The 23812-nt window shown below is 31.2% G+C and carries 27 protein-coding genes, 1 pseudogene and 1 riboswitch; of the genes and pseudogenes, 13 read left to right on the top strand and 15 right to left on the bottom strand.

What is annotated here, in order from left to right; all coding sequences use genetic code 11:
• Positions 1 to 115 precede the first annotated feature (115 nt).
• Complete coding sequence (guaA, locus tag M2475_RS04055; RefSeq protein WP_277489745.1) at positions 116 to 1657, bottom strand: glutamine-hydrolyzing GMP synthase; 1542 nt, start codon at positions 1655 to 1657, stop codon at positions 116 to 118.
• 184 nt (positions 1658 to 1841) lie between these two features.
• Positions 1842 to 2008, top strand: a riboswitch (Lysine riboswitch).
• 65 nt (positions 2009 to 2073) lie between these two features.
• On the opposite strand from guaA, the pseudogene M2475_RS04050 reads away from it, so the two are divergent.
• From M2475_RS04050 to M2475_RS04020, 7 genes and pseudogenes are all read left to right on the top strand, one after another.
• A pseudogene (locus M2475_RS04050) lies at positions 2074 to 2883 on the top strand (transporter substrate-binding domain-containing protein); the annotation flags it as partial.
• A 39-nt stretch (positions 2884 to 2922) separates the two neighbouring features.
• A complete protein-coding gene (locus M2475_RS04045; protein ID WP_277489780.1) occupies positions 2923 to 3618 on the top strand; it encodes an amino acid ABC transporter permease in 696 nt (231 codons plus the stop codon).
• 1 nt (position 3619) lies between these two features.
• Positions 3620 to 4357, top strand: a complete 738-nt coding sequence (locus M2475_RS04040; protein ID WP_277489744.1) for an amino acid ABC transporter ATP-binding protein — start codon at positions 3620 to 3622, stop codon at positions 4355 to 4357.
• A gap of 55 nt (positions 4358 to 4412) precedes the next feature.
• Positions 4413 to 4862, top strand: coding sequence for a DUF1307 domain-containing protein (locus M2475_RS04035; protein ID WP_277489742.1), 450 nt, complete (start codon positions 4413 to 4415; stop codon positions 4860 to 4862).
• 53 nt (positions 4863 to 4915) lie between these two features.
• On the top strand, positions 4916 to 6022 hold the full coding sequence (locus M2475_RS04030) for a metallophosphoesterase (RefSeq protein WP_277489740.1): 1107 nt from the start codon (positions 4916 to 4918) through the stop codon (positions 6020 to 6022).
• Between the two features lie 64 nt (positions 6023 to 6086).
• Complete coding sequence (locus M2475_RS04025) at positions 6087 to 7313, top strand: LacI family DNA-binding transcriptional regulator (protein ID WP_277489739.1); 1227 nt, start codon at positions 6087 to 6089, stop codon at positions 7311 to 7313.
• A gap of 10 nt (positions 7314 to 7323) precedes the next feature.
• Positions 7324 to 7701 (top strand): GNAT family N-acetyltransferase, encoded by a 378-nt coding sequence (locus M2475_RS04020; protein ID WP_277489738.1) that lies wholly within the window; start codon positions 7324 to 7326, stop codon positions 7699 to 7701.
• Between the two features lie 13 nt (positions 7702 to 7714).
• On the opposite strand, the gene M2475_RS04015 is transcribed toward M2475_RS04020, so the two are convergent.
• From M2475_RS04015 to M2475_RS03975, 9 genes are all read right to left on the bottom strand, one after another.
• Positions 7715 to 9142, bottom strand: a complete 1428-nt coding sequence (locus tag M2475_RS04015; protein WP_277489737.1) for a hypothetical protein — start codon at positions 9140 to 9142, stop codon at positions 7715 to 7717.
• A gap of 138 nt (positions 9143 to 9280) precedes the next feature.
• Entirely contained in the window at positions 9281 to 10663 is a 1383-nt protein-coding gene (gene asnS, locus M2475_RS04010) for an asparagine--tRNA ligase (RefSeq protein ID WP_277489736.1), read from the bottom strand.
• A gap of 2 nt (positions 10664 to 10665) precedes the next feature.
• Complete coding sequence (locus M2475_RS04005) at positions 10666 to 11298, bottom strand: redox-sensing transcriptional repressor Rex (RefSeq protein ID WP_277489734.1); 633 nt, start codon at positions 11296 to 11298, stop codon at positions 10666 to 10668.
• Positions 11299 to 11347: 49 nt separating this feature from the next.
• Positions 11348 to 12361 carry a tRNA (adenosine(37)-N6)-threonylcarbamoyltransferase complex transferase subunit TsaD gene (gene tsaD, locus M2475_RS04000; protein WP_277489732.1) on the bottom strand — a complete coding sequence of 338 codons (1014 nt, stop codon included), beginning with the start codon at positions 12359 to 12361 and terminating at the stop codon, positions 11348 to 11350.
• Positions 12358 to 12807, bottom strand: a complete 450-nt coding sequence (gene rimI / locus M2475_RS03995; protein ID WP_277489728.1) for a ribosomal protein S18-alanine N-acetyltransferase — start codon at positions 12805 to 12807, stop codon at positions 12358 to 12360. The genes tsaD and rimI overlap by 4 nt, the downstream gene beginning before the upstream one ends.
• A 1-nt stretch (position 12808) precedes the next feature.
• Entirely contained in the window at positions 12809 to 13393 is a 585-nt protein-coding gene (tsaB, locus tag M2475_RS03990) for a tRNA (adenosine(37)-N6)-threonylcarbamoyltransferase complex dimerization subunit type 1 TsaB (RefSeq protein ID WP_277489723.1), read from the bottom strand.
• Positions 13393 to 13833, bottom strand: coding sequence for a tRNA (adenosine(37)-N6)-threonylcarbamoyltransferase complex ATPase subunit type 1 TsaE (gene tsaE / locus M2475_RS03985; protein WP_277489722.1), 441 nt, complete (start codon positions 13831 to 13833; stop codon positions 13393 to 13395). Before tsaE ends, tsaB begins: the two co-directional genes overlap by 1 nt.
• An 8-nt stretch (positions 13834 to 13841) precedes the next feature.
• Positions 13842 to 15050 (bottom strand): aminoacyltransferase, encoded by a 1209-nt coding sequence (locus tag M2475_RS03980; protein WP_277489721.1) that lies wholly within the window; start codon positions 15048 to 15050, stop codon positions 13842 to 13844.
• A gap of 1 nt (position 15051) precedes the next feature.
• Positions 15052 to 15591 carry a DUF402 domain-containing protein gene (locus M2475_RS03975; RefSeq protein WP_277489719.1) on the bottom strand — a complete coding sequence of 180 codons (540 nt, stop codon included), beginning with the start codon at positions 15589 to 15591 and terminating at the stop codon, positions 15052 to 15054.
• Between the two features lie 181 nt (positions 15592 to 15772).
• Between M2475_RS03975 and M2475_RS03970 the strand changes: the two genes are divergently transcribed.
• On the top strand, positions 15773 to 16228 hold the full coding sequence (locus M2475_RS03970) for a GAF domain-containing protein (RefSeq protein WP_277489718.1): 456 nt from the start codon (positions 15773 to 15775) through the stop codon (positions 16226 to 16228).
• An 18-nt stretch (positions 16229 to 16246) separates the two neighbouring features.
• Here M2475_RS03970 and M2475_RS03965 read toward each other — a convergent pair whose 3' ends face one another.
• Positions 16247 to 17284 (bottom strand): hypothetical protein, encoded by a 1038-nt coding sequence (locus M2475_RS03965; protein WP_277489716.1) that lies wholly within the window; start codon positions 17282 to 17284, stop codon positions 16247 to 16249.
• 20 nt (positions 17285 to 17304) lie between these two features.
• Positions 17305 to 17808, bottom strand: coding sequence for a hypothetical protein (locus M2475_RS03960; protein WP_277489715.1), 504 nt, complete (start codon positions 17806 to 17808; stop codon positions 17305 to 17307).
• A 172-nt stretch (positions 17809 to 17980) separates the two neighbouring features.
• On the opposite strand from M2475_RS03960, the gene M2475_RS03955 reads away from it, so the two are divergent.
• The 5 genes from M2475_RS03955 to M2475_RS03935 all read left to right on the top strand — a co-directional run bounded on the left by M2475_RS03955 (position 17981) and on the right by M2475_RS03935 (position 21373).
• Positions 17981 to 18430, top strand: a complete 450-nt coding sequence (locus M2475_RS03955) for a hypothetical protein (RefSeq protein ID WP_277489713.1) — start codon at positions 17981 to 17983, stop codon at positions 18428 to 18430.
• A gap of 52 nt (positions 18431 to 18482) precedes the next feature.
• Positions 18483 to 18875, top strand: a complete 393-nt coding sequence (locus M2475_RS03950) for a ParB N-terminal domain-containing protein (RefSeq protein ID WP_277489711.1) — start codon at positions 18483 to 18485, stop codon at positions 18873 to 18875.
• Between the two features lie 222 nt (positions 18876 to 19097).
• Positions 19098 to 19976: an HNH endonuclease gene (locus tag M2475_RS03945; RefSeq protein WP_277489710.1), complete on the top strand. Its 879-nt coding sequence runs from the start codon at positions 19098 to 19100 to the stop codon at positions 19974 to 19976.
• Between the two features lie 142 nt (positions 19977 to 20118).
• Entirely contained in the window at positions 20119 to 20886 is a 768-nt protein-coding gene (locus tag M2475_RS03940; protein ID WP_277489709.1) for a hypothetical protein, read from the top strand.
• Between the two features lie 10 nt (positions 20887 to 20896).
• Positions 20897 to 21373, top strand: coding sequence for a hypothetical protein (locus M2475_RS03935; protein WP_277489708.1), 477 nt, complete (start codon positions 20897 to 20899; stop codon positions 21371 to 21373).
• 255 nt (positions 21374 to 21628) lie between these two features.
• Here the strand turns inward: M2475_RS03935 and M2475_RS03930 are convergent, their stop codons facing one another.
• The 3 genes from M2475_RS03930 to M2475_RS03920 form a co-directional block, all read right to left on the bottom strand.
• Positions 21629 to 21874, bottom strand: a complete 246-nt coding sequence (locus tag M2475_RS03930; RefSeq protein WP_277489707.1) for a hypothetical protein — start codon at positions 21872 to 21874, stop codon at positions 21629 to 21631.
• Positions 21875 to 22143: 269 nt separating this feature from the next.
• On the bottom strand, positions 22144 to 22848 hold the full coding sequence (locus M2475_RS03925) for a hypothetical protein (RefSeq protein WP_277489705.1): 705 nt from the start codon (positions 22846 to 22848) through the stop codon (positions 22144 to 22146).
• A 13-nt stretch (positions 22849 to 22861) separates the two neighbouring features.
• Positions 22862 to 23812, bottom strand: a 951-nt coding sequence (locus tag M2475_RS03920) for a papain fold toxin domain-containing protein (protein ID WP_277489703.1), incomplete at its 5' end; no start/stop codon positions are given.

The raw sequence follows: 23812 nt of genomic DNA, 5'->3' as shown, positions 1-23812 counted from the left end.
ATAATCCCTTAAATTAGAGAGTCTCTGACATACTAATCCGAAACTTCGTCGTTCGGTGTCATTTCTACATTTTTTCATATTATAGACTCCTATTTAACTTAAAAATTGGCTTTTTCTACTCCCACTCTATCGTTGAAGGAGGTTTACTTGTAATGTCATACACTACCCTATTCACATGAACCACCTCATTTACAATTCTTCTAGATATAGCATCTAATACCTCATAAGGAATCTTAGCCCAATCTGATGTCATTCCATCAATCGAAGTAACTGCTCTAACTGCAACTGTATAATCGTATGTTCTTTGATCCCCCATGACACCAACAGAGCGAATATCTGGAAGACATGTAAAGTATTGCCAAATATCTCTTTCAAGTCCAGCTTTTGCTATTTCTTCTCTTAAGATTAAATCTGAATCTCTTACGATTTCAAGTTTCGCTTCGGTTATTTCTCCTAATACTCGAATCCCAAGTCCTGGTCCTGGGAATGGTTGTCTCCAAACCATTGATTCAGGTAAACCTAACTCACTTCCTAGTTCACGAACTTCATCTTTAAATAATGTATTCAATGGCTCAATCAACTTAAATTGCATATCTTCTGGTAAACCACCAACATTATGATGTGATTTAATTGTTTGAGCTGTTTTTGTTCCTGATTCAATTACATCAGTATACAGAGTTCCTTGTGCTAACCATTTAATATCTTCACCAGCTACAAGCTTCTTTACTTCTTCATCAAATGTATACACAAACTCATTACCTATAATCTTTCTTTTTTGTTCAGGGTCACTTACTCCCTTAAGCTTAGATAAGAACCTCTCACGGGCATCTATTTTGGTAAGGTTAATATTCATCTCTTTCCCAAACATCTCCATAACGCTTTCTGCTTCGCCCTTACGCAACAATCCATGATCAATAAACATACAATACAATTGATCACCAATTGCTTTATGCAACAGTGCTGCAACAACCGATGAATCTACTCCTCCACTTAAGGCAAGCAACACCTTATCATTTCCTACTTGTTCACGAATCTTCTTTATTTCCACATCGATAAAATCATGCATTGACCAGTTATTTTTTGCTTTACAAACTTCAAATACAAAGTTTTTTAAAATATCATTCCCATACTCAGAATGTCTTACTTCTGGATGGAACTGCAATGTATAGATTTGTTTTTCTGGATTACTAGTAGCTGCAAACACACATGTATCACTGAAAGCATCTTTTTGAAAACCATTAGCTAAACTTGATACTTGATCTCCATGTGACATCCAAACAACTTGTTTTTTAGGCAATCCTTTAAACAATAAAGAACCTGTTTCAATCTCTATTTCGGTTCTTCCATACTCTTTAGAAGCACAAGCTTTTACACTTCCTCCGTTCATGAAATGGGTCATTTGCATTCCATAACAAATTCCTAAAATCGGAATCCCTGAATCATAAATTGCTGGATCACACTTAAACGCATCTTCATCATATACACTATTGGGACCACCACTAAAAATAATCCCTTTTACATCACCCAAAGCTTTTATTTCTGCTAGTGTCATCTCATGTGAATGCAATTCACTATAAACACCAAACTCTCGTATTCTTCGAGCTATTAACTGATTATATTGACTACCAAAGTCTAACACAATAATCTTATCTGCCATTGTTATCTCCTTCGTTTTATAAACGTTATTATAATATCATTTATCATCATTTTTTTCCATGAATATGTACACAATTTCTCAGATACTAAAAATACAAAGACATATTCATAAAATCTAAGTTTTCTCATTACCATTGAAATCCTTGCACTATTTTCATTAACTGCTATAATAAACCTAACAATTAAATATCGATAGAGGCGCAGATACTAAGACGTGATGTGAAGAAGGCATTCGTTAGACACATTACTTAGGAGTTATCTGCCGAATGATTCACATAGGCATATATGAGTTGTGGGACTATAGAGAATATCTATAGCACTGTCTACATTTTGTAGGAGCACTATCTTAAATGAGGTTGATAACGTCAATAAGAGTGGGTTCTTATTGACGTTTTTTAATGATTGGGAGGAATAGAAATGAAAAAGCTAACAAAAGTTTTACTTGTTTGTGGGATTCTCTTTACAGGATTCATACAACTTGTAGCAGCAGAAAAGAAACAAGAAACTTTCACGGTTGGAATGGAATGTAATTATGCACCATTCAACTGGCAGACAAACACCGAAACAGAGAGTGCGGTAGCGATTGGTAGCGCTGGGTACTGTGATGGGTATGATGTTATGATTTCCCAAAAGATTGCCGATGATTTAGATCGTGAACTGGTGATTAAGAAATTATCATGGGATGGTTTACAACCAGCGCTTGAATCTGGTGAAATCGATGCCATCATCGCTGGTATGACAGCCAATGATGAGCGTGAAAATGGAATTGACTTTACAACACCATATTATGAATCTGAAATGGTTATGATTGTTCGTAAAGACAGTGCTGAGGAAAAAGCTTCATCGATTCAAGATTTTAGTGGTAAAACCGTAATCGGACAAAAAAATACAACTTATGATGAAATCATCGATCAGATTAAAGGCGTTGATCATGCTACTCCAAAAGCGACGTATCCAGAAATGCTTTTGGCGTTACAAAACAAAGAAGTAGATGGGATTACAGCCGAAATGCCAGTAGCTGAAGGAGTTCTTGAAACCAACGATGATTTAGCCATTACTACCTTTGCTAAAGGAAAAGGATTCAATGTGGATACATCTGTTTCCATTGGTTTAAAAGATGGTACACGAGGTACAAAGTTCTTTAACGATGTCCAAGCTTCCTTAGATAAAATATCAGCAGCTGATCGTAGTGAAATGATGAAATTATCCACAAAACTACAACCAAAAGAAGGAGTTCCAACAAACTTCTTTGGTAAAGTTGGATGGATTTTTGAAAACAACTGGTCACTATTCTTATATGGAATTCAAATTACTTTATTGTTATCCATTGTTGGTACCTTATGTGGTCTTATCATTGGTTTAATCCTTGGTGGAGTTCGTGCAGTAGAAGTAGATGACAAAGATAGTACCCTTGTTAAAGGATTAAAAAGAATTGCCCATGGTTTTGTAAGTCTTTATGTATGGATTTTTAGAGGAACTCCTATGATGGTACAAGCAATCTTCTTATATTCTATCTTTAGACCAATCCTCCACTGGAATGCATTGACTGCTGGAATTGTAATTATTTCCATCAATACAGGTGCTTATATGGCAGAGATTATCCGCTCTGGTATTCAGGCAGTGGATCGTGGACAAAGTGAAGGAGCACGTAGTATTGGAATGAACAATACACAAACGATGTTTAATATCATTCTTCCGCAAGCGATTAAAAACTCTTTCCCTTCAATTGGAAATCAATTAATCGTAAATATCAAAGATAGTAGTATGTTGAATGTAATTGGTCTTATTGAATTATATTTCCAATCTTCATCAGTAGCTGGAAGTGTGATGTTATTTACAGAAACATTCTTTATCACAAGTATTATTTATTTACTTTTAACTTCGGTTGCAACATTGATTTTGAATTTTGTTGAAAAACGATTAAATCATGTACCCCAAAATATCGAAAGCGAGGAAGCATAATATGGCTGAAACAATTATTACGATTAACCATTTAGAAAAACATTTTGATAAATTAAAAGTATTAAAGGATATTAACTTTCATATTGATAAAGGTGAAGTGATTACGATTATTGGAGCAAGTGGAAGTGGTAAGTCAACGTTATTACGTTGTATCAACTTATTAGAAAAACCAGATCATGGAGAAATATTATTTCATGGTAAAAATATTATTGAAGATGAAATTGAAGTAAATGAATTGCGTACTCATGTAGGAATGGTATTTCAAAGTTTTAATCTCTTCAACAACAAAACCGTTTTAGAAAATTGTATGATTGGGCAAGTAAAAGTATTAAAACGAAGTAAAGCAGAAGCAAAAGAAAAAGCCCTCTATTACTTAGATAAAGTAGGTATGAAGCAATTTGCCAATGCTGGTAGTGTTCAACTATCTGGTGGTCAAAAACAACGTGTAGCAATTGCTAGAGCGCTTTGCATGGAACCTGAAGTATTACTTTTTGATGAACCAACCAGTGCTTTAGATCCTGAAATGGTTGGTGATGTTTTAAAGATTATGAAAGATCTAGCAAAAGAAGGTTTAACCATGGCCATTGTTACCCATGAGATGCAATTTGCTAAAGATGTATCCAACCGTGTTATCTTCATGGATCAAGGTGTCATTGCCGAAGAAGGAACTCCTGAAGAAGTTTTTCATGCTCCAAAGAATGAACGAACAAAAGCCTTCTTAACCCGCTTCCACACATAAAAAATAATTATACAATTCAATTTTTTTTGGTATAATAGTACAGAAGGAGAATAGTATGAAGAAAAATATTATAAAATTACTTTTTGTCTCTTTATTCTTTGTCGCAGCTTGTGGAAGTAATACAAAGACAACAACTTGTTCATTCAACGACGATATGTACGTTAATGAATACGAGGCAAAAGATGATGAAGTTGTTGCAATCAAACAAACGGTAGCCTTTGATTTAGAAGCATCAGGCATTACCAAAAAAGAAGCAAAAACTTTTGCGAAAACATCTAAAGAAGGTCTAGGTAAAATCAAAGGTGTAACACCAACGACGAAAGTAACGGATGATAAGATGACCATCTCAATCGACATTGATTTAGATGAAGGTAAATTGGATGACCTTGTTCAAGAAGGTATTATTTCTGAAGCAATCATCAAAGAAGATGGCGACAAGAAATATGTTAGCTTAAAAGCAGCAAAAAAGAATTTCAAAGAAGTTCAAGGTGGAGAATGTAAGTAAAACTGTTGTAAAACAGTTTTTCTTTTATGTTACTATAGGAAAAAGGAGTTTTTATGTTTTTATTCAAATTAGGAACGTTATTTGTATTGTTACTAATAACGTTATATACAGCTAATAAATATACCCGCTTATGTAAGCGACACTCTATGATGTACTATGGAATCTATATCGCTTTCATCACTTTACAAATTATCTTTGTCTTACGCTTTGTTCACCTTTCAATCATTGAAACAACTTCATGGTTGATGCAAACCGTTTTATTTACCACAGGGATTTATTTAGCTTTGATTATTTTTTCTTTTCTGTTTTTTATCCTTGGTGATATCTTACATTTCATCTATCGTAAACAAAGACGTACTTTCTCTATCTTTCAAGCAAAACGATATATGTTTTTATGTGTATGTATTTCTATTATTGTTTCAATTTATGGAAATATCCATGCAAAGCAAATCAAGGTGACTACATATACTTATCAAATTGAAAAACAAAGTAAACAAGATGCTTTAAACATTATTTATATAAGTGATCTTCATCTAGGTAATTCTATCCATCATGATGAATTAAAGAACATCGTTGATAAAGTAAATTCTATACATCCAGATATTATTTTATATGGTGGTGATATATTTGATGAAAATACTAGTAAACAACAATTACAATCATCTATTCCCTACTTCAAGCAAATGAAAGCAACATATGGAAGTTATTATATTTATGGAAATCATGAATTTTATAGTGAAAGCCAAAGTCGCTACAACAACATTTTAAAACAAAGTAATATTCATATTTTAGAAGATGAGAGTATTACCATTGAGAATGCATTTACAATTGTTGGTCGCTTGGATATCCGTAAACATAAAAACCGTAAATCTCTATCGACCCTATTAAAAGACATTGATGTATCAAAGCCAATAATTGTTTTAGACCATCAACCAATTGTGGATGAATATGATGCAATTGATTTACAATTATCTGGTCATACTCACAATGGTCAAATCTTCCCTGCTAACTTTATTGTTCCATTGGTATATAAAAATGGCTATGGTTTCGATAAAGAACCCTATCCTCTAATCACAAGCTCTGGAGCAGGTACTTGGGGTATCCCCATGCGTATTGGTAGTAATGCAGAAATTGTAAATATCAAACTAACCTTTAAATAATATCTATTTTCAAAAAGCTGCTTTACTGTCTTTTTCCCAAATAAAACTGCTATAATAAGAGTATATGAAGCAACAATTAAAACTAAAACAGCAATTAAAGCAAACAAAAGCATTTAATACATCAAAAGCTGCATCACTTAAGATCTTAGAATTAAACAATGATGAGCTTTTTACCTATATCAAAAGCCAAATTTCTAATTCTCCGTTTCTTGGTTTTTACTCTTCACGTGATGAAGATAGTGATGCTTTTTTAAACTATGATCATACCCAGCTTTCACTCTATGATGAAATCATGGATCAATTACGTTTTAGTAAAGAAAATCCAGATATTAATATTTGTGAAATATTCCTTGCCAATCTTGATAGCAATGGATATTTTAAACCTTCAAAAACAGACTTACGAATGATGATTCCCACAGATGATAAAGAATATAAACGCAATCTAACCATTTTACGTAAATGTGAACCTTATGGTTGTTTTGCTTTCACTTTAGAAGAATGTTTAAAACTACAATGTATTCTTTCACCAAAAAAGATTTCCCACTCTGCACTTCTACTATGTGATTATTTAGAAGAAATTGCGACTAGTAATCTTGATGGAATCAAAGCTCATACAAAATTAGATGAAGAAACCATCTTAGATGCCATCTCTTTCATTAAAACACTAAATCCAAAACCTGCTGCGAATTACAGCAGTGAAGCTCAATATGCAAATCCTGAATTTAAAATTAGTGTTGAACATGAACAGATTAAGATTCAACTTCTAAATGATGATTTAAAAGTTTATGTAAATGAAGAAGATAGCTCAGAAATGAAAACGATTATGAAAGAACAACGTGCCCAAGTAAATATGCTAATGAACTATTTACAACGCCGTAATGTCACCCTTACTCAAATCATGCAAAGTATCTGTGATATTCAAAAAGAGTTCTTTCTCTACCACAAAGATTTAAAAAAGTGTACCTTGAAAATGATTGCCGACAATGTTGGCGTTAGTATTTCAACCGTTAGTCGTGCACTTAGCAACAAAAGCTGTGAATTTGAAAATAAGTATTACTTATTAAATTCATTTTTATCTAGTGGTGGTAGTGAAGAGCATTCGCAAAATCATATCAAGAAACGAATTAAAGAAATGATTGAACAAGAAGATAAAACCAAGCCATTAAGCGATGAACAACTTCGCTTAATGTTGGAAGAAGAAGGAATTCACATCGCTCGTAGAACCGTAGCAAAATATCGTGATAGTAATTTCATCTTTAGTTCTAGCAAACGAAAAATAAAACAACCATAAAGGAGTTAATATGATACGAAAATATAAGCAACAAGACCAAGCAGCACTTTTCCACTTAATGCGTGAAGAAAGTGAAGAATGGGCTGACTATTATGAACATCCTGATAAATATGCAAAAGCAATGGAACATTCCATTGCCTATGTCTTACTCATTGATGATGTGATAAGTGGATATATCCGCTGTAAAGAAGATGATGGATATGGGATTTATATCTTTGACTTACTTGTTAGTAAGAAACATCGTGGAAAAGACTATGGACGCAAACTGATGAAAACTATCTGTGATGCTTATCCTAAAGAAACCATCTATGTAACAAGTGATGTAGATCCATATTACGAAAAACAAGGATGCGAAAAAGTAGGCAGTGTCTTTGAAGTAAAACTATAAAAACCAAGTAACCTTACTTGCTTTTTTTATGTATTCTAAACGTATTACTTTTCTCATCATAAACAATATCACAAGCAAATAAAACTTCTAGATTCTCTTTTGATTCATAATTTGATTTCTCAGGCAAATATATCTTTTCTAAATTCTTATAGAAATAAAAACCTTTTTTATCTTTGAAAGAATCATCAATAATATAAACATCTTCATCAATTTCATAAACATTATAAGAAATTAAAGAAGATCCAAATTCTTCCTCCAATTTTAGATACTTATTATATCGTTCACGTTCTTCTTTATTACAAGTACTAGCGCAATTATTTGAATATTCAATTACATAATCCAATTCACTAATTAAATTCCCTGCTGTATCAAGATTACTCTTTCTATTATTCACATAAACTTCTTTTGCTTTATCAAAACAAATAGAAATTTTCTCTCCCTTTGTTTCATCATATACACAAACATTTTTATCAAGCAATGAAATTGTGACTCCTGCAACATTGTTTACACCAAAATAACTAGATTGTACTTGCTCACCATTTTTTAAATAGTAAGTATTTTTATTTTCAGAATCATAAAATTCATAACTAAAATGATATACATCACTATTGTAAGTAACTTTATAGTCACTTGCATTTCCTTCTATTGGATATCCTAAATCACTAAAGATTTCAAACAATACCCCATATGTAATCTCAGAAGAAGCTTTTAAAGAATACAATTTATAAGTATCTCCATATTGTAAATGAACAACATAATTCTTACCCTTTATCTTCTCTAAAAATTCTTGTGGAACACTCGTATCAGCTAATCGATATGTATACAATGTTCGTACATAAGCTTCTTGCATTTTGTTTGATTCCTTATCCACATTAAATTTCTTATTACTCACATACGTATCTGGAAATATTCCTCCAAAAGAATTTTGAGAATATTTAATATCCACTAAGATATTCGCTCCTTTGGGTAAACCTTTATTCAGTTTTTTATAAACTTTTTTTGCTTTTGTAATACTAGGCTTAATATCAGCATATGTTTTATATACAATCGTTATGGAATAATTTTCCACATCGAATTGCATCGTATCATCATTTACTTCACTTTGATACTCTGCCAATCTTGTCTGTTCACTTTTTTCAATATAAGTATCACTCAACTTATATTCACAACCTTTTCCAGCACAGCCAAACAAGCCTCCACTAGCACGATTACTATAAACTTCAAATTCAAGGTTATCTTGTTCCTTTGCTTGAAAAATAAAGGTTCTCTTATCTTCATCTTGGTTATTCTTTTCCTCTACAAAAGTAAAAGCTTCTCCATATTTTTCTTCTATATATGTCTGCGCTTCTTGTTTGGTAAAATGCTCTTCTCTTCCTTTATCGCATCCGCCAACACCTAGGAAGATACAAAAAATCATGATTATTATCCAATTGCGTTTCATCTTCTGTTCCCCTTATCTGTATCTATTATATATACTTTTTATCTTGAAGAAAAGTTTCATTGCTTGCTATACCTTTCTTAAATGATAAAAAACAAGGTTGAAAACCAACCTGTTTTCAACCTTGTTTTTTCTATTATTCTAGAAGTTTAAGTTCTTTGGTGTTCTAGCAAATGGTTGTACATCACGAATGTTTTGCATTCCGGTAATATACATCAAGAAACGATCAAAACCTAGACCAAATCCTGCATGTTTACATCCACCATATTTACGAAGATCCATGTACCAATCCAATGATTCTTCTTCAATTCCCATTTCATTCATTCGCTTAAGTAGTACATCATAACGTTCTTCACGTTGTGATCCACCAACAAGTTCACCAACACCTGGAACTAACAAGTCACATGCTGCAACCGTTTTTCCATCATCATTCATACGCATATAGAAAGCTTTGATATCTTTTGGATAATCCGTTAAGAATACTGGCCCATCCACAATCTTTTCACAAATATAGCGTTCATGTTCACTTTGTAAGTCTGTTCCCCATTCAACTGGATATTCAAACTTCACATCTGCTTTTTGTAAATGTTCAACAGCTTCAGTATATGTCATACGTTTAAACTCAGAGTCTCTTACTTTTGTGATTCGCTCAATCGCTTCTTTATCAATCATCGAGTTAAAGAATTTCATCTCTTCTGGTGCATTCTCAAGAACATAGTCTATACAGAATTTCACCATATCTTCGATTAAATCCATATCATCATCCAAATCTGCAAAAGCAATCTCTGGTTCAATCATCCAAAACTCACTCGCATGGCGTGAGGTATTTGAGTTTTCTGCACGGAACGTTGGTCCAAATGTATACACATCTCTAAACGCTAAAGCAAAGGCTTCTGCATGCAATTGGCCAGATACAGTAAGCGCTGCATGTTTACCAAAGAAATCTTTCTCATACGCTCCATCTTGACGTGTTGTAACGGTAAAAGATTCACCTGCACCCTCAGCATCATTTCCTGTAATAATTGGAGTATGCACATATACAAACCCTTGGTTTTGGAAAAACTCATGAATTGCCATTGATAATACAGAACGCAAACGGAAAATCGCATAGAATGTGTTTGCTCTTGGACGTAAATGTGCAATCTCTCTCATGTATTCAAAAGAATGACGTTTCTTTTGAAGTGGGTAAGAAGAGTCACAAGCCCCTACCAATTCACTTTCCGTTACTTCAACTTCAAATGGTTGTTTTCCCTCTGGTGTTGCTTTTAATTTTCCAATTATCGAAATAGCACTACCCGTTGCATATTTTTCAATTTCAGCAAAATTCTTCAATGTATCTTTATACACTAATTGACAATTACGAAAATAAGATCCATCATTTAATTCAATAAACCCTAACTTACCATTGCAACGGTTGGTACGGATCCATCCTTCCAATTGAACATATTCTAAACTATCGATTTCCATTGTAGAACCGTTTAACATCATTTCATACAGTTCTCTTACTGTCATATATTCAAACATACTTATTCTCCTTTATTATCTAAACTATTCGTTTCAAATACCAATTCCTGTACACTGGATACAACATCCACAATCTTTAGCGATACATTACTTGGAACTTGTACATGTTTATGTGTAAAATCAACAATCCCACGAATGCCACAAGCAATCAAACGATCCACAGTTGTTTGTACATTATCACTAATTGCCAAAATGGCAATGCGACACCCTTTTGGAATCTTCTCTTCCAATTCATCCATGGAATATACAGGGATATTAAAGCGCACCCCTTGGCGATCTGGATTGATATCAAACGCACAAGCAATTTCTCCAACCACATGATCCCATTTATTATATTTTAGTAAAGCTCTACCTAAATTACCAGCACCTACCAAAATAATCTTCTCATCAAAATCAACACCCAACTGCTGATTAAAGATTTCAATCAATGAATCAATGTCATATCCATAACCTTGTTTACCAAGATTTCCTAATAGTGAAAAATCACGACGAATCGTCGTTGATTCAATATTTACTAACTCACTTAACTCTTTCGACATCACCCGTTTATGATCATACTTTTGAAGTCTTCTAAGAGCTTTCAAATAAATTGGATAACGCTGTAATGTTGCCTTTGGTACTTTCTTTTTGTTCATCTATATCACCTGTAGATATTGTATCATAACTTACCTACTTGTGAAATAATTAATTTTCTTCATTTACGCGTAAACTAGGCTTTGCTGATTGTTCAAATGTTCCTCGCTCACCGTTTATAAATGCAAAGTAACCAGCAACTGCTACCATCGCCGCATTATCCGTACAACACCAAAGTGGTGGCAATACCAATTCTTCTTGACGATTTTCAAATGCCGTCTCCATTTTTTTACGCAAGGCACTGTTTGCAGCAACTCCTCCTGCAAGCAAAACTTGCTTTACATCATAGTGGTCAACTGCTAATAAAAGCTTCTCCATAATCTCATTTAAGGCCGTCTCTTGAAACGAAGCCGCTAGGTTAGCATCAACAATTACTTCCCCTTTGCGTTTCATTCGATCAATAAATTGTAAGACACCACTCTTAAGTCCACTAAAACTCAAATCATATATGCCTTCTGTTTTCGGTTGAGGAAGCTTATAAACAGCTTCTCCATCCTTTGCCAGCTTATCAATCTTAGGACCACCTGGATAACCTAAATCAAGTACTCTTGCTACTTTATCATAAGCTTCACCAATGGCATCATCTTGGGTTTGACCAAGAATCTCATAAGAACCTTCATCACTCATCAAAACAATTTCACTATGTCCTCCACTAACAACTAGTGAAAGTAATGGAAACTTTAAATCGGTAATCAAATGATTTGCGAAGATATGAGCTTTGATATGATGAATTGGTATCAATGGTTTTTGATATGCCCAAGCTAAGGTCTTCGCTGCTTGTACACCGACATGTAAGCTTCCAATTAGTCCTGGTCCACGTGTATACGCAATCGCATCAACATCATCAACCGAAAGCTTTGCTTCTTCTAATGCCTCTTCCACAACGGCTGAAATCTTTTCCACATGCAAACGACTAGCAACTTCAGGAAGTACACCACCAAACTTTTCATGAACTTCAATTTGGGTTGCCACAACATTAGATAATATCTCTTTTCCATTTTTCACAATTGCACAAGCACTTTCATCACAACTAGATTCAATTGCCAATATAACTACATCTTTCAATCTACATCACCTACTAACACTTTACCAAGGATAATCCCATCTTCTTTGGGATCACGATAATAATCCTTACGTCGATTCACTTCTAAAAAATCAAAGGTTTCATAAAAAGAAATCGCTTTTTTATTTGAAACACGAACTTCCAAAAACGCTGTTTCACATGCTTTAGAAAGTGCATCTTTAAACATAAACTCAAGCATTTCTTTCCCATACCCACTGCGTTGGCATTCTTTTGTTACTGCAATCTTACAAAGTTGACAACTATCAAAGGTAATCCAATAATCAATATAACCAATCACTTCATCACATTCTTCTAATACATATAGATAAGCACAAGGATTTGCTTCAATCTCATATTCATATTGTTTTCTTGTATATGGGAAAGGAAAGTTTTCCTTCTCTATTTCTAAGATTATATCCAAATCTTCCATCGTTGCTTTACGTATCATTTTATTTCACCAAATATGCACTTTCTTCTTTTAAATACCTTGGTACCAATCCATGAATATTATCTACTTTCTTATAATATGGTCTTAATTCTTTAAAGTTTAATACAAAATCTGGATTCTTATCTTCTTTTCCTATCAAACTTACATCACCAATCATATTTTCTGATAAAGCTTTAATTTCATCCAATGTTTTGATTCCTTCTGCTAAACATTTTCCCTGTTGATACTTACCATAATATACACGATTGCTTCGTGCATCTAACATTACACTACATGTATCTAATCCAGCATATAATTGTAGGGTTGATATTGTATATAAAGTTTTCTTCTTACTTGAACAAAATACTTTCGCAATACTCATCGCAATACGAATCCCTGTATAACTACCTGGACCAACCGTAATAACAACTTCATCTATATCATCTGGTTGCCATGATACGGCTTCCATTAAGTTAATCAACTCCACGAATATTGTTTCACTTTGTTTTTTCCATGCATACATACTTTTACTAGCTTTGATTTCATCATTTTCCATTAATACCAAAACCAAATAACGATGCGATGTATCCATACATAATGTTTTCATTATATTTCACCTTCTATTTCTACATATCTTGAAGACGTACCATGGATTTTAAAAACACGTATTTCTCCATCTAAAACGATTTCTATTTCCAAGCGTTGTTGAGGAATTATGTCTTTGACAAACTCATACCATTCAATTACACAAATACCATCTTCTTCAAACACTTCTTCAAAACCCAAATCCTGTTTAAGCCCTTCTAAACGATATGCATCTATATGATATAAATTATGTTTTCCTTCATATATCTTCAAAATATTAAAAGTTGGACTAGTAATTACTTCTTCAATTCCCAACACTTTACCAAGTGCCTTCGTAAAAGTAGTTTTTCCAGCTCCAAGATCACCAGATAGACAAATACAACCATTTCCGTTTAAAAGCATAGCAATCTTTTCAGCTAACTTATTCGTATCTTCAATTGTACGTGCTTTTATCTCTTTCATAATAACCTCTATCCGTTCATCCGCTGCTTTCTTTGCTCATACAAGCGATGACTCGCTTTGTATAACAATGTATTTACAGGTAAATCAAATTCACCAATAAACTCATTGATCATTGGATTGAAATTGCTTTTGAACTTCGTAAGTCCATCTTGCAAATCACCTTCAACACCACCCATATTACAAAAATCACAACCATGTTCAAATGCATACTTCATATTTTCAACATAAATATGATATTGTGGCATAAACTTTTTAAAATCATCATTCATCCCTGCATATAACATTTCCATCGTGTTTCCAAATTTAATCGATAACACTCCAGCAATCACTGTGTTCTCATTCATCCCAACGAAAGCTTCAAATTCTTTGATACTCTTTTCCAAAGAATTCTTAATATCTTGTAAACGATTTATTTTCTTACGTGATTTCTCATCTACCATTTTTAATTCTTGTTCATTTTCGGCATATTGTTTTTTTAACTTCTCAAGACTTTGAGGAATATTTACACTTCCTAAAAACAAATATGCATCATCTCCATAAGTATCCATTAACAACTGAAAATATTCATGATTTCGTAAATTTACATTTTTACGTTTTTCCGTTAATGCAACAACCTCACTAAATTCATCAATACGATTCTTATCTGCTATTTCCACTTGCACATCACGTTTTAAAGCATCTTTAATCAACCGTTTTGTATGACGTGGTAAATCTTTTTCAAAAGTATCACTTTTATACACATTGGCTTGAAAACGTGGCTGAATCACCTTTGCTATCTCCTTTGGATATCCTTGATGAATAGCTCCAGCAAGTTTCATATTTTCTAGTACTGTAGATACATCATAGTGATTATCATTAGGTTCTCCAATCGGATAATCATTGATATGAATTCCTGGATCCATCTTAATAAATAAACAACGTTTACTCTTTGCATATTTTTTCAATTCTTGTAGAAAGTATTTCACAATTCGCTTATCAGTATAATCCATAATAGGTCCACGAGGAGTATAAAACATCGTAAACCCCATTGGTAAATGTTTAATTAGTACTAAGCTTGAAGCTATCAACGTATCATCATCAAAAACGCCAACAATCGTAGAGTCCCAGTTTTCTTTTACTTTTGCCCATGATGAAGACTGCAATAAATTACACAATTCATGACTTTCCACAAAATCATCATGAACTTTCGCATCAACACCTACTTTAAATTGATACATCTTATTTACCTCTACTTTCCTTCATAATTAAATAACGATTATAAAGCTTTCTAATCTCATCATGATCAAATGGCGAAACACGCATTTTAATATGACTAATTAAATCATCCATCTGCTTATGAATTACTTTATCTAAATCATCACTATATTTCATTTCTTTACTATGTTCTTCATATTCATCTTCATCTAAGATGATATATTCAAATTCATTATTTACTTTAATATCCAAATCATAATCAATATTCTTTAAAGATTCGCCATCATAAATACTTGGGCTAGCCAGATTACAATAGTAAAAAATTCCTTTTTTTCGAATCATGCAAATGACATTATACCACTTATCAGGATAGAAAAAACAAATTGCTGGTTCCCTAGTAAGCCATTTTCTTCCATCTGCTTCAATTACATAAGAACGATCTGTAATCGCTACAATTCGATCCTCGTTTGATTCAATCACAAATCCCTTAGACCAAGTACGATGTAAACTTTTATCATGTTTATAACTCTGTATATAAATATATTCATTTTCCTTTGGTAACATACTACACCTCAACTAACTTATTATAGCAAATTTCACCTCACTCTTCACTAACTAATGTATATTTCCTACACTTCTTAAAGTTTATCAAATACTTACTAGTAGAATTTGTAATCTTCCTCCATTTTATAAATTCACTTTACGAACAATGATAATTATTTGTATAATAAAGAAGGTGATATATATGGAGAAAGATTTAATATTAAAACAATACCAATCTTTAATTGAAGGTATTGATAATGAAATTAGTGTATTAGCAAATACAAGCGCATTCTTAAACGAAATCTTAGAAGATGTTAGTTGGGTTGGCTTTTACCTTTACGACCATGAGAAGCTCATTCTTGGGCCTTTCCAAGGAAAGATAGCTTGTACTTCAATCCCAATGAACAAAGGTGTTTGTGGAGTCAGCGCTTATAAAAAGGAAACTTTACTAGTGGAAGATGTTCATAAATTTGAAGGTCACATTGCATGTGATAGTGCATCTAACAGTGAAATCGTCATTCCAATTCTTGTAGATGATTACTTATATGGTGTTCTTGACCTTGATTCAACAAGCTTTGCTCGTTTCAAAAAAGATGATCAAATATTGTTGGAAGCAATCGTCAAGCTTTTAGAAACTTATCTATCTAGTGATTATTAAAAGACACATTGATATAATTCAATGTGTTTTTTTGTTACCTGTAATATTTTTCCAACTATTAGGAATGTCAATCCAAAATCCTGGAACATAACATTTTTTATAATCATTCCTATAAGGGTATTCATTCAAAAAGAAATTTAAATATGTATTGTTACATTTTAATACATCAAATTCATTACATAATTCCATTACACTTCCCATTTGAATTTCCGAATAATACCCTTTTCCATCATAATCTGGTGGTCCTCCAAAACCACAAGCTTTATGCTCATCTTTTGCATGACACCACCAAGTAAATCCATCAATCCGAATATTCAAATTATTTAAAACATTTATAAAATCTTTTATTACACTATAGGGAGTAATCATATCGATATATCCCCTACCAACAATAACAATTTTTAATCGCTCAATTTCGTTATCTAAAATTTGTTTACTATAATGCAATTGCTCAAAATGCTCATTAACAATAGTTTTGTTGTAGCCTATTCGACAAAATAATTTGAAACCTGCATAATCATTTATATTAGAAAATTGTTCCCTATAAAATTCATTCCAATAGCTTATCATTCGATTAAAACTTAAACACATTTCATTAGTGTTTTGCATACATATTTTCTTGATTCTTTCTTCATTTTCAATATTTAATTTATCATTAATTTGAACTATAATAGGATATACATATTCGTCTATTATCTTTAAAATATACGGAATGCACCAATCTGAAAAATTTGTATCTAATATATTATTAATATATTTTTCTCTAACATACCCATTATGATGTCTAGAGTAAATGCAAAACAATATCATCTTTTGCGTTGATGTTAGTTTTTTTATTTTTTTTGTTGGGATTTCACTAAAACAAATTCTATATGGAATATAAATATCTTCATTAAGATATCTGTATCGAATATAATTATCTAAATATATATTTTTTTGATTTTTTACTGTCTTAGATATTTTCTTCAAAACTATTTCCACATCATTTTTTAAAGACATTGGAAATGCAGTATAAAAAATATTCAATTTTTCTAAATCAATTGTATTTTTAAACATTCTTTTTCTCCTATTAAAATCTATAAATTCCGCAACGCATTCCACTCTTCCCAAAATAATAAGTACCCATCCTTAAGGTAAGTATCATTTGGTAATATTTTAGCAGATGAATTATCATATATTGATTTCACTTCATCCGCAAACTTAAAAACTACTTCTTTATAAACATTAAAAGTTACATATGTAACTTTATTTGACTCAGTTACTATCTTTATTTCTTCATCTTCATGAAGAACACTCCAGTCTATTCCATTATTACATCCAATAATTACAGCCTTTGTTTGCTCCTCATTTTGAAAAAAACTATGTCCACAGCATGGCAGCATTTGATTATGTTCTTTACCAATTATATGATTGTTTTTTAGTGTCCTTAACAAAGATAATGCTGTGGAACTTACTGTTGCATTGTAAGAAAAAGTTTCATTGCCTATAATTGCTGTCACTGTTCCATGTGCACATAGATCATTAGGATTATCTTGCGCTCCTCTAATCCAGCTTAAATTTTTCACATTAATTTCAAACATTATTCCCCTCCTATATAAAATATAAACATTGAGAGTTTTTTATATTTTGCATATAATATTTATTAGAATTAGTATATCACATTACTTAAAAAACTTAGAATCGACTATACTATCATTTTAAATGAATTCAAAGTAATTTAGGAATATATACTGTAATCATGGGAGCGATAATATGATTTTAGAAAAACCACAATCCTTTGAATTAAAAGGAAATAAAGGATATATAAAATTAACTATACATGAAATTTTCTCTGAATCTCAAAATTGGAATGGAGGATTTTCTCTTAGAGGTGCACTTTATATCAAATATAACGGATTAACATTCTGTGAAAACAATTTCTATTCTTCTACAATAATAATTGAAAATTTTCACGATAATCTAAAACAAATTTATAACACCTTGTGTGGAGAAGCTTCCTATATCCCTGAATATGATGACAACTTGAAAATTAACATTAAAATGATTGGGCAAGGTCATGCAGAAGTGGAAATAGACTATTCAGAATATAGTGAAAACCAACTAAACCTTTCTTTTAAGTTTAAGACTGATCAAACCTTTTTACAGGAATCATTAAAAAATTTATCAGATATGTTGAAATGTTTTAATTTATTAATGAAATAAGGTTTGTAAAACAGAAATTGGAGGTGTTACTCTTACTTCAATATTGGGATTAATGTTTCTTAGACAAGGGTTAGGGAATACAGAAATAAGTGGTACTTCATATGATGCTAAACAATTATATAAAACACAACCAGATAGCCATGCTAATAGGTCTACAATAGAAGGTAGAAAAGAAAGTATTAAAACCAAAGGTCCAAATGTCGTTGATCCAATTCCAGTACGCGTACACAATGGACAAGCTCTAATTATGGATAGACATCCCAGGTATAAAGCATTTGTAGAATTAGGTTATGAAAGAATACCTATTAAATATATTCATGAAAATCAAATTATTAATTATGGAAGAACAATACAAAACTTATTAAACAATATGTTTAAAAATGTAAAAAAAAATATGACCTTTACTATTTTACAAAAAAAATTTACTTTATACTTTAAACCGTAATCAAGCAGACACATCTATAAAGAAGATAATAGAATGAATAAAATAAAAATAGCCTATACTGGACTTGATTAATCAGTTGTAGACTGCTTTTAATATATTAAATCGTAATTCGAACGGACTTCGGCAGACGAAAACAGCGCTCTGGGGGAAGAGTGCTTAGGCTCAGCAATTTTTAATTGATGATTTTGTAGTATAATTAGTATAAAAAAGAGGACTTTAATAATGGATAATTTCAAAGTACTTCAAATGAAATTTAATTATCGCTTAGCTTCTAATATTATTGACTGCTTCAATAGTAGCAATATTTCTGAAGAAATTGATATGCTAGGTTACATTCATAGTTTAAATTCTAAAGATATAATTAAAAAAACATTTGAGATAGATAATGTTGCTATAAAGCCATTAAAGTATACATTACTACATTCGTTTTGTGAGCAATATTTATATTTTTATTTAATGAATGAAAAATACTATTTAATAGATGAGCTTTGTGATGACTTAGATGCTAAAATATTGATAGAGCACATTTCAAGTATTGTAAGCATTCTTGATGAATATGGAGTGTTTTATAGTAACGATTATATTCAAAAGATTCTGGTTCTAGACAATGAATACAAGCTTACAGATTATAGCAATGAAAAAAATTATCGTTGCTTTATAAAATGGTTAATTGATGACATTTTAGTATTTTTTGACAAAATAGAATTGGATATTGTAGATTCAGTTTTTTATTTATTGTTTAATAATAAAAACTTTTTATTTAAATTTAACAGTTATTTAGCTGAATATGTAAATAGTAACTATTTAGGCAGTGATTGTTTTAATAATTATAAGCATATTAAAAGATTAAAATATATATCAAAATGGCTGCAGAAAGGTGTTCTTTATAGAGATAACGGAAAATGCCAACATTGTGGAAAAGAATTATCAGGGTTATTAACTATTACTAAATCAAAAGAATTGCATTTAGAGCACATTATTCCATTAGAAAAAGGGGGAACAAATGATGCAACTAATTTCCAAATATTATGCGATAATTGTAATCTAAAAAAGGGAGATAAGCTATATATGCCTAACTATAAATATCAAATGTACTGGTGACTTAAAATTAGTCTATTATAAGATATTTTCACTATAATTTAGTATATTAACATAAATGATGTAAGTTTGTAATGTTAAACTTATTTTAGCTCTTATCTTCAATATTATGATATATTATATATAATCATTGGGAGGAAGCGAAATGGAATTAAAATGTCTATATATAGATTCTAATAATAATGAGCTAGTACAAGTAAGGGATTTAGTAAAGAATGACTTTGGAGATTTTCAAGTTGTTGAAATCTATGATTATGATAATCAATTTTTTGTTTTTAGAATAACAAGACTTGATGATGCAGTAGTAAAATATGGAGTTCCTATAAATGATGATATTGTGGGTATTGAGGAAAAAATAGGCGCAAAAAGTGCATATATTTGTGACTTTTTTATATTAGATTATATAAAATGTGATGGTTTTTATACAGGTTCAAAGAAAAATATTGCAATAATACTAAAGTATTATTTTAATATTAAAGATAAAATGATAAAAAGTCTAGTTTCCGTTGATGATTTTATGGAAGTCACAAAATTAAGGGTAACTAAATATAAAGGTACTAATAAAAATCAAATACAATTATTTGAAAAAAGAGAAGAAGAACCATTGCCTATTAAGGTTCAAGAGATATTTTCTGAGTTAGTTCGAGATAAAGAGGAACACGTCTATTACTTTCGAGAAAAGAAATTTGGAAGACATAAAGATTTAGAATCCTTCCTCCTATCCACAAGGGATAATCCATTAGTTAAATATTCATTTGATGGTATCGATAAGAATGGCAAAGCTATCGCTTATCAAGATGGTTTTTTTGCTAAAAAAATCGAAATTTTTTCTGCTGATTCTTATAAAGATTATACAACTAGAAAAGAATTATCTTTAGTTCATTTGGTAATGGAATTAAAGAAGAATATTTAGGAGGTTTATTATGCTGGTCTTTAGCACACTAAAGAAAATAAGACAAATATTTACAGAATCTTATAAAAGCATTCATTTTATTCCGTGGATAATCAGTATTCTTATTTTTGTTATTTTTTTCTTAATTAAAAATGATGCTATTATAAAAAACATTACTGATAATTATTTAGAAATTTTAAATGCTATTAGTATTTTATCTACTTTTTTTCTTTTTGGCATGGAAAATATAGATTTTAAGAAAATGCTAAAAAAGTTAAGCGTTCAGAGAAAAACAAAGGGAATATTTATTACCGAAGGCACTAGTTTGATTAATACTTATTACAGTTTTTTATTGATACAAGTCTTTTTAATATCGGTACAATACCTACTATTTTTATTCTCGATATATTTTGTATTTCTATTGATTCTTACAATCATGTATATGATTATTGGTTTTCTTTTCGTTATATTAAGCTGGCATGGTTTTTTAGAGTTAGACAATCATTAATTAGAAATTGCTGAGCCTAAGCACTCTTCCCCCAGAGCGCTGTTTTCGTCTGCCGAAGTCCGTTCGAATTACGATTTAATATATTAAAAGCAGCCTACAACTGGTCAATCAAGTCCAGTATAGGCTATTTTTATTTTATTCATTCTATTATCTTCTTTACAGATGTGTCTGCTTGATTATGGTTTAAAGTATAAAGTAAATTGTTTTTTTATGCAAAATAGTAAAAATCATATTTTTTATACATTTTTTTTACTACTATCTCTTCGCTTTTTTCTTTCTTACTTGATCTCTTAAGATATCAAAGCTATCTTCTACTTCTTTTTCACTCACATCATCAAATTCTAATGATAGTGTATAGTCATACCATAATGTCATTGGACACTCTCTAATATCACTCTTTATTTGTTTTACTCGCTCTCCCTGTGCATCATATGTGTAATCATACACATATGCTCCCTTTTGTAGTTGTATCAGTTGGTCATTCTCATCATACGTATACACTTCATTACTTCCATATTCTTTTACGAGGTTGTTATTGGCATCACAACTCTTACTTGTTGTATGAATTGCTTTTCCGTTCTTCGTTGTATCCTTTTTGATTACGTTTCCATTGTTGTCATATCCATAAATAGATACTACACTTCTTTATGAGATAGAATTTTATTTAGCAAAACGTCTTATGATTGAAATTTCAATTTAAGAAAAGTGCCTAAGTTTGTATTTTCAAAAATAGACACTTTATAATTCTATCTACATAAATTTCAGTTTAATTATTTAGCTGATTTTTTTAACAATTCTTTATATTTCGATAATTCATTGAAAAATGTATCAAATTTATTTGCCTCTGTTATTTGATGAAAATCTAATATTTTATTCCACTTCTTATTACAATATCCATATTCTTTATTTAGATATTGTTCAAAAGAACCAACTATATAGTTAGGTTTCATATTCTCATAAACTTCTGCTTCACTAACAAGATACCCTGTCAAAAACCAACTCAATTTTGTAAGTGATTTTTCACCTAAATACATACCTGGTCTTTCTTTTATCTTTTGTAATAAATCTACTAATCTATTTAAATCTACTTTATCAGATTTATTAGGAAACACAAGCACATATGCAGCATTATCTTTTATAGATTGTACATATGACTCTAAAGACTGGTTTAAAACTATGTCAATAGCTTCATAAAAATTATGGAATGCATCTTCATTGTTCTCTGTAAAAAAATTTATAATACTATACATACTTGCAGTCATATTTATATGATAATAATTACGTATATAAGAATCCAATCTATTAAAAAATAGATTCTTTGAGAATGGATCAACAGGAATATATCCTGCTTCTCTTTGGCTATAATTATAACCAGAGAGATATGCCGATATATTTTTAATATTATAATCAAATGCTGAAGAATAGTTACTTTTGATTTCTAGTAGTTTAATCAATTCTTTATTTTCTGTGTTCATAAAATCTTCCTTTCTAATCTTTGTATTTTGCTGGATTAACTGTTTTTATTCCTTGTCCATGAAAATCTCTAATCCAATTTTTTACTGGCAATCCATATGGGTGTACATTGCAAAATGCTGAATATTCATCAATGACAATCCCCTCATGATGCCCATTTTCACTAATACTTATTTTCTTTATGTCACTCCAAATAAATCCTTTATCAGAAAAATCTATAGTAATCAATTCATACTTAATTTTATTATTCTTTAAATAACTGACCATCGCCTTAGTAGCCTCTACACATTTAAAAGTATCAAACTTGCCTGCAATATCTTTCAACTTATTCTTGATTATATTATAGTTTCCAAGATCTCGATTTTGTATAGCACCATCTTGGGAATGTGGTGGATATACGGATTCTGTTGCCCTAGATGCATCTTGAAAACTTCCTGCAAACCCAACACACGCTACCATCACTGCAGCTGTAATTATAAGTGCAAATGGGTTTATCCAACCAATAACTAATCCACCAACAGTACCCAATATACTTGGATCAAATTGAGTTCCGATGGTTGTATCAAACGTCTTTGGAGGGTCTTTTTTCTTACCATCTTTTGCTGCATTATTTGCTTTATTTATTATATTGGTAGTTCCTTTTACTAAAGAAGATGCAATATTTGGCTTCTTTGCAGTTTTTTTCGGTTTCTTTGCCTTATTCCCATCCCTATCCACATACTTATACGGGTTAGATAAGGTGTAGTTATACCGATTCTGTGTTCCTACATCTTCCTTCTCTCCTGCATAGTTGTTATCTATCTGTATGAAGTTTCCTATACTTGGATCATAATATCGAGCTCTTAAATATATTAGCCCTGTTTCTTCTTTGTGCTCTCCATTGTAATAGTGTCCTTCTCCATGTTTACTATACCCATAATCACTATAACTTGCAAGTTTTACTTTATCCCCTTTTACCTCTGCTAC

The organism is Breznakia sp. PF5-3 (assembly GCF_029504745.1).
In the GTDB taxonomy this organism is placed as follows: Bacteria; Bacillota_I; Bacilli_A; order Erysipelotrichales; family Erysipelotrichaceae; genus Breznakia.
Note: the sequence above shows the minus strand (reverse complement) of the source record. Positions and strands in the feature narration are given on the sequence as shown.